The organism is Vibrio sp. Vb0888, assembly GCF_033338835.1.
Taxonomy (GTDB): Bacteria; Pseudomonadota; Gammaproteobacteria; order Enterobacterales; family Vibrionaceae; genus Vibrio; species Vibrio alginolyticus.
The window spans coordinates 1-1,251 of the sequence record NZ_JAWOTL010000183.1 but is presented as its reverse complement, the minus strand read 5'-3'; the positions used below and the strand labels follow the sequence as shown (position 1 = coordinate 1,251).

The window sequence follows — 1,251 nt, the reverse complement described above, 5'->3', positions numbered from 1 at the left end:
TCGGCCAATCCTATTTTCGATCATCTTGGTCATTTGATTGGCGTATTAGATATCACCAGCGAGCAAAAGAAACATGACTTCTCAACGCAGGTGCTGGTACAAAACATGGTGCAGCAGGTTGAAAATCAATTGCTTAACTTGATTCCACAAGGGCATATTCGTGTGGATTTGGCGTGTGAGAAAGGCTTACTGAACAGTGGGTGGCAAGGGATTATCATTGCCAATGAAGATGGACAGATCCTTGCGCATAACCAAGTTGCTTCTCAACTCCTCGCGCAACAAAACGTCATCGGGCAATCGCTCGACGACATTCTTTCTATCCAAAGTGCCGACCATCCTTTCGTGTTCAAAACAAAGCCGCTGACCGACAAAAAAGTGAAGTCTCGTTCCGTTACCGCTTCCAATGATCTGCATTATGGTGATTCCACTGTCGAGCATTGCTGGCAACAAGCCAATCGCGTTATCGATAAAGACATCAGTTTACTGATTCTCGGAGAAACTGGGGTCGGTAAAAATGAGTTTGTAAAAGCGCTACATAAAAACAGCCAGAGAAAAACGGGCCCTTTGGTTTCCGTCAACTGTGGCGCACTACCGAAAGATTTGGTTGAGTCCGAATTGTTTGGCTACGTAGCTGGTGCATTTACTGGCGCAAACAGCAAAGGCTATCAGGGTAAAATTCGTCAGGCTCATAAAGGGATTTTATTTCTGGATGAAATCGCCGACTTACCGTTAGACGCTCAAAGCCGATTACTTCATGTGCTTCAGGATAAGACCGTACTTCCCGTTGGTTCAAACCAAAGTGTTCAAGTCGATACGCAAATCATCGCGGCCACGCATAAGGATCTCGATAGCTTGGTTAGCGAAGGATTGTTCCGTCAAGATTTATACTATCGCCTCAATGGTTTGATCATCGAATTGCCTCGCTTTGAAGAGCGTGATGATAGGCAGCAACTGATCGAGAATATCCATCGACGTCATGCTGAATCTAAACAACAACTCTGTCCTCACCTACTTTCTCTAATGCTTTCTTACTCTTGGCCAGGAAACCTGCGAGAACTCGATAGTTTAATCAAAGTATCCGCGTTAATGGCGCAAGGTGAAGAAACGTTGGAGCTCGCTCACGTACCGACTCACCTGAGTAAGAAGCTCAGCCAAGCTCAAGACGTAACAACCGCTGCAGAGCCAACATTAAAACTGCGTGCAACCGTCGAAGACAAACTGCTTAAAACATATCAAGCAAATCAGGGCAAC

1 protein-coding gene is annotated in these 1,251 nt (G+C 45.6%); it reads left to right on the top strand.

Features of this window, described 5'->3' with window-relative positions; all coding sequences use genetic code 11:
- Window positions 1-1,251, top strand: a 1,251-nt coding sequence (locus tag R7P72_RS24875; RefSeq protein WP_318110943.1) for a sigma-54-dependent Fis family transcriptional regulator, incomplete at both ends; no start/stop codon positions are given.